Below are 3,222 nucleotides of genomic sequence, written 5' to 3' on the forward strand. Positions count from 1 at the left end.
AAAATTCTTTTTTGTTGTTTCCTAATCTCTAGCAATACTTCTACAGATTCGGCAATCGTTATATGAGGACGGCCAGACATTTTAATGTTCTCCTTTACTTTTTATATAAGTCTATCACAACTTTATAAAAATGGTATTACTCCCTCCCCTTGATAAGGGGAGGGTTGGGGTGGGGTAAAAAATTTACGACTCCTGCAAGGATTCCTATAATACCAGAATCGGATTTTGAGTATTGATTTTATTAAACTAAGAGTTTGTTTGTAAAGTTCAATTCACGATCGGAATGATGGGGAGTGGGGAGTGGGGAGTCGGGAGTGGGGGAATAATGAATTTTCTTGTGGGTTAGCAACAGGCTTTCCGGCTTGTTGCACAAATAATGAATTTTCTTGTGGGTTAGCAACAGGCTTTCCGGCTTCACAAATAATATCAATTCCGGTTGTATCGGAATGATTAAACCACAGAGGGCACAGAGGACACAGAGAAAGATAAGAGAGAGATAATAATTCCCATGTCAACGGATTTGATATAAGAAATTTTCTTGTGGGGTGTCTGGCCCGAACAGGCTTTCCGGGCTGTTCCACATTAGATGCACCACTGTTTACTCACTTTCTTCTTCAACTTTTTCTACATCAATCGCCGCTTTCTTGAAAGGACAATCATTACAACAATAGAGTTTCGATACTTCCTCGCTGTTTAAAGTTTGTTCGAGAGGGCAACGCGACACTTCCTGTTGATTTTTGTCAAAGCAGAGGTGAAAACCTACTAACCCAAAAGTCAACACTATCCCCGCCGAAGAATTGATGGCACCGACTACAGTACCGACAATCGCCTCTCCAATCATCCATTGCTGCTGTTTTGATAATCCCATAAACCATTTCCAACTCAACTAATTTGAGTGTGGAATTTCGGGATACCCGAAGGCAAAGAATGGCTGGAACTGTGCTAGAATCGCCATTAGGGATATTCGGGACTGTCATTCGGTATCGGGAATCCCGAAACTTTCCCGAAACTTTTTTTAGCAATTTACTTTCCGAAGCTATGCCCAACCAGGGAAAAGGCGAAAAGTCTCGGCAGCGAGTGATTGATTTGGTTGAGGCGCTGCTAGATTATAAGTTAAATAATAGAAATGACATCTCTTATCTCCGCGCCGATTGGAAAGGTGACACCACTGAGTTAACCGTCACGGCGACGCTGGAAGCCTTGCGCCATCTGCTTAAAGATATAGAAAGCTTTAAACCAACTGAAAAAACATCTGAGGCGCAAGTTAAAAAGTATATCGGTGAGGCACTTACTGATTATCTCAGAGATGTGCTGAAAATTCTGGAGGATAACCGCCCGGAGAATGCAAGGCGCGGTACTAGCAATTGGGTTTTTACTCTGAAGCTGTGGAGTCAAAAGGACAAAGCCAAGAATTTGCAAAAGTTGGCAGAAGTGTGGCCCGTTAACGGCGAACCCGGTATCAGTAGTCAGATTAACAGCGGACAAAATACTGACGGCAAAAGCGAGAATGATGATGTGCCGGCAGATGCCCCTCCCCACAAAGCAATCAGGGTGGCTTTCTCTCAACTACCTGACTCTATTCCTGTGTGGAAAGGGCGGGATGAATTGGTGGAAAATTTAACGGCAAAATTAGTACAGATGCTGCCGGATGGAACTTCGCCGCCGAAAGTATTGGCGATAATCGGGCAAGGCGGTATGGGCAAAACGAGTTTGGCTGTCAAACTTTTAGAAGCATTGGGAGTGAATTGGCAGAAGTCTGTTTCTCAAAAGGGGGAAATTTTGCCCGGTGGCGATTATGAGTGCGCGATGTATTTCGAGGCAAAGGAGGGAACGAGTTTTGATGACGTGGCTGGATTCCTGTTAAGTGAAGGTTTGGGGATTCAGGCTGCGGAAGTGTTGAAAACTGCCGATGAAAAGATAGCGAAAATTATGGCTGGCTTGCAACAAACTCGCTGTCTTTTGGTACTCGACAACCTGGAATCTATTTTGCATCCTGCTGTTGAGGCGGGAAATCCAGACATTTTGGCTGCGGCGCAGGTACATCGAGCAATTTCACGGGATTGGGGTAAGTTGCTGAATGCTTTGGTTTATCAGCAGCACCAATCGCAAACGATTTTAACCAGCCGGGAAGTGCCTGCGGATTTGGCACATACCCGCTATCCGGGGTTAGCACCGGATTCGGAATTGGTGCATATAGAAGTGTTGCCAGGTGTGGATTTAGCGGCGGGTGTCGAGATTTTGCAGCGAAAGTTGAGTGATACATTAGCTGATTTGCAGTGGATATCTCAGCGGGTTGAAGGTCATGTTTTTTTATTAACTCAATTGGCTGCTCTCGGCAAGGGAAAACCGGGGTTTTTGCGGAAGCATCCCGAATGGGTAACGAAGAATGCAAAACCGATGTTGCGAGAACAACTAGCAAGGCAAAGTGCAGCGGCAAGAGATTTGCTGCGTCGGATGTGTGTTTTGCGAGTGCGGATAGATGTCAGGGGTTTAACTTTTTTGCGACTGTATACGGATGATGTTGAAAAAGATCCCCGCTTTGAATTAGCAGCAGAATTTGCAGCACCTGCGGAGTTTACAGACGCAGAAATTAGCGAGACAGAATCTATTTTACAGCGATTAGTCGGTGCGAGTTTGGTGCAGAGTCGTTATGACGAGGAGAAATGTGAGGATTTTTATGATTTGCACCGGGTGATTGAGGAGTTTTTGCAAGGGGAATATAGACATGAACTGCCAAAGCTGCTGGAAAGTGTTTATAAGTTTTACTACACTGGTATAACTGTGGATACTCCTCAAAGCTTAGCAGATTTACAAGCTGTTCTAGAAGCTCAACATTTTGCCTTTAGGTTGGGCAACTATCTCCAAGCTTACTACTTAATCCCAGGTGAATACTTAACAAGGTGGGGATCCTGGAATTTATCAAAAGAATTGTACGAGCAAATATTACCTTATGTTGAAGGCGAGCGACGTTCTTATTGCTTGAGAGCATTAGGTGTAATTCATCGGAATTTTGGGAATTGGGATTTAGCAGAAAAATATTTTAAAGAGGCGCTAGCCATCGCAGAAAAAGAAAATAATCAGAGCAGCATTGCTACTTCATTAGGGATGTTGGGAGATATCGAGCGAAATCGTGGCAATTGGGATGAAGCTGAGAAATTCTACCGGCAATGTTTGGAAGTTGAAACAGAATTAGGCGCTCGATCGGGCATGGCATCTTCTTGG

2 protein-coding genes are annotated in these 3,222 nt (G+C 44.2%); one reads left to right on the top strand and one right to left on the bottom strand.

What is annotated here, in order from left to right; all coding sequences use genetic code 11:
• Positions 1-598: 598 nt before the first annotated feature.
• On the bottom strand, positions 599-868 hold the full coding sequence (locus ACUVJL_RS38485) for a hypothetical protein (protein ID WP_445250621.1): 270 nt from the start codon (positions 866-868) through the stop codon (positions 599-601).
• 59 nt (positions 869-927) lie between these two features.
• Between ACUVJL_RS38485 and ACUVJL_RS38490 the strand changes: the two genes are divergently transcribed.
• The coding region (locus ACUVJL_RS38490) for a tetratricopeptide repeat protein (protein WP_445250622.1) at positions 928-3,222 on the top strand (2,295 nt) is incomplete at its 3' end.

This window comes from Microcoleus sp. OTE_8_concoct_300, assembly GCF_031383065.1.
Classification (GTDB): domain Bacteria; phylum Cyanobacteriota; class Cyanobacteriia; order Cyanobacteriales; family Microcoleaceae; genus Microcoleus.